Source organism: Deinococcota bacterium, from assembly GCA_030858465.1.
Lineage (GTDB): Bacteria > Deinococcota > Deinococci > Deinococcales > Trueperaceae > JALZLY01.
The window spans coordinates 1-2,948 of sequence record JALZLY010000332.1 but is presented as its reverse complement, the minus strand read 5'-3'; the positions used below and the strand labels follow the sequence as shown (position 1 = coordinate 2,948).

The window sequence follows — 2,948 nt, the reverse complement described above, 5'->3', positions numbered from 1 at the left end:
GTCATGGGCCGGGGTGGGCATCGACGCTTTGAGCGACGAACAAAAGGCAGTGGTGCTGTCATTTCTTGAAGGGGTAGCAAAAGACGTTATGAAGGTCGCTCAAGAACCTTAGCTGGTCGATAGACTCTCTGCGGTCGAGAATGACGCTTTTGAAGGGTGCATGAAGGGTACTGCATGAAGGGTACAGCCCCATCCCGGCAGCTAGACACATCCTTGCAAAAACTCCGGCGACCGAGCACAATAGGGGAACGATCCGCTAACCGCGGGTGGAGGGCGAACCAGGTAAGGCGTCACGAAGTTAAAAAGGTTAAAGAAGAAAGGCTGCCCTTGATATCAGACACGTTTACGCTAAGCATCAACGGGAAAAGTGAAGAGATTCGTGGCGTCTCCCCTACCACGACCTTGCTCGACTACCTGCGGCAACAGGGGCTCACCGGCACGAAGGAGGGCTGCGCCGAAGGCGATTGCGGCGCCTGCACGGTGGCTCTCGCCGGACGGTGGCCATCCGGCCTGCCCCGTTACGAGGCGGTCAACTCGTGCTTGGTGATGCTGGGCTCGGTGGCCGGGCGTGAGGTTACTTCCGTGGAGGGCTTGTCGCCGCGCCCCGGCCCGCTCCACCCGGTGCAAGAGGCGATGGTCAAGACCGGCGGCTCGCAGTGCGGCTACTGCACGCCGGGCTTTGTCATGAGCCTCTTTGCGGCCTACTATGACGGCGGCTATGACGGAGGTGTCGGCGACGCAGCAATTGACACAGCGATTGAAGGCAATCTCTGCCGCTGCACCGGCTACCTGGCGATCCGCCGGGCGGCGGCTGCGTTAGAGGAACCTCGAGAGGATGACCCCTTTTTGAGCCGCCTCGAGACCGTTCCTGCCGCCGGGCCGCTGGCCTATGAGGGCGGCGGCGGGAGGTTTTACAGGCCCACGAGGCTGAGCGAGGTTATTGAACTCTTGAGCGAGCACCCCGAGGCGCGGCTTGTCGCGGGCGGGACCGACCTGGGCCTCGAGGTCACCAGGCGCTACCGGCATTTTCCCGTTCTTATCGCCCTTGAAGGCGTTGAGGAACTGCAAAGGTTAGACGACGGGAAGGACTACTTCGAGCTTGGCGCCGCCGTTACCCTCAGCCACCTGGAGGCAGCCTTTCGCGGTAAGATTCCCGCCCTGGACGAGATGCTGGCCTCGTTTGCAGCCAGACAGATCCGCAACCGCGCGACGATTGGCGGCAACTTAGCCACGGCTTCGCCCATCGGCGATTTGGCGCCGGTCTTCCTATCGCTCGACGCCGAGGTGCGCGCGCTAGGCCCCGGCGGCGAGCGCTTCATCCCCCTCGCCGCATTCTTTACGGGCTACCGCCGGACGGCTTTAACACCTGCCGAAGTGGTGGTCTCGGTGCGCATTCCCAAAGCCTTGGCTCGCGGGGCCACACGCCGTTTAAGCCGCGCCTACAAGGTCGCCAAACGCCCCGCCGACGACATCAGCGTGGTGGCGGCGGCCTTTGCGCTCCATCTAGACGCCGAGGACCGGGTGGTGCGGGCGCGGCTCGCCTACGGCGGGGTGGCCGCCACGCCGGTTAGGGCGAGAGGAGTGGAGGAGGCGCTTAAGGGCAAGCGCTGGGACGCCGCGGCCGTTCGTGAGGTCAAGGGGCTCCTGGAGGAGGCGTTCACCCCGCTCACCGACCCGCGGGGCAGCGCCGGGTACAGGCGGCTGCTGATAGGCAATCTCTTCGAAAAATTCCTCTTCGAGCCGAGCCGTTCCTTGACGGAGTCAGGGGTGGGCGCATGAATCCTTATGCTCGTCTAAGGATGACGGTAGGCCGGCCCAAGAGCCACGAGAGCGCCGCCGGGCACGTGAGCGGGCGCGCCGTCTACACCGACGACCAGAGGCAACCCCACGGCATGCTCTCGACCTGGCCGGTCATGTCGCCGCACGCTAGAGCGCGCATCACCCGCCTCGACGTTTCAGGGGCCTACGAGGTCGCGGGCGTCGTCACCGTCCTCAGCGCGGAGGACGTGCTGGGTGAAAACGACTCGGGTCCCCACCACCACGACGAGGTGCTCTTTCCCAACGAAGAGGTGAGCTACTGGGGCCAGCCCGTCGTCTGGGTGGTGGGCGAGACCGAGGAGGCGGCGCGCCTCGGGGCGGCGCGAGTCGTGGTCGGCTACGATATCCTCCGGCCCCTCCTCAGCCTCGAGGAAGCGGTCAACTTGAGGAGCTTTCATAACGAAGGCCTGAGCATCCGCCGCGGCGAGCCCGAGCTTGCCTTGGGTGAGGCCGAATACGTCCTCGAGGGGGAGGTGCGCATGGGCGGACAGGACCACTTCTACCTCGAGACCCAGACGTCTTGGGCCCTGCCGGGGAACGAAGGCACCTTTCACGTCTACGCCTCCACCCAGCACCCCACCGAGACCCAAGCCATCGTCGCCAGGATTTTAGCCGTGCCCGAAAATCAAGTCGTCGTCACCTGCTTGCGCATGGGCGGGGCCTTTGGCGGCAAGGAGTCGCAGGCCAACGCCTGGGCCGCGGTCGCCGCGCTCGCCGCCCACAAGACCGGCCGTCCCGTGCGCCTTCGCCTCAAGCGCGACCAAGACATGATCATAACCGGCAAGCGTCATCCCTATCTGGCCCATTACCACGTCGGCTTTACGAGCAGCGGTGACTTGCAGGCCTTAAAAGTCCAGCTCTACTCCGACGGCGGCTGGAGCAGCGACCTGTCCATGGCCGTCTTGGGCCGCTCGCTCTTTCATATCGACAACGCCTACTACTGCCCGGCGCTCGAGGTGAAGGGCTGGGTCGCCAAGACCAACAAGACCTCGCAGACGGCCTTTCGCGGCTTCGGCGGGCCCCAGGGGATGCTCGTTATCGAAGACATTCTCGACCGCATCGCGCGTCATCTCGGCTTGCCCCCCGAGGCGGTGCGCGAGCGCAACTTCTACCGCGGCGCGGGCGAAAGC

Annotated in this window: 2 protein-coding genes; both read left to right on the top strand. The window is 64.7% G+C overall.

All coding sequences use genetic code 11. The features are described from left to right. The first annotated feature begins 327 nt into the window (after positions 1–327). Positions 328–1,779 (top strand): xanthine dehydrogenase small subunit, encoded by a 1,452-nt coding sequence (gene xdhA / locus M3498_16450; GenBank protein MDQ3460862.1) that lies wholly within the window; start codon positions 328–330, stop codon positions 1,777–1,779. Between the two features lie 20 nt (positions 1,780–1,799). Next, positions 1,800–2,948: molybdopterin-dependent oxidoreductase (locus M3498_16445; protein MDQ3460861.1), on the top strand; the 1,149-nt coding region annotated here is incomplete at its 3' end.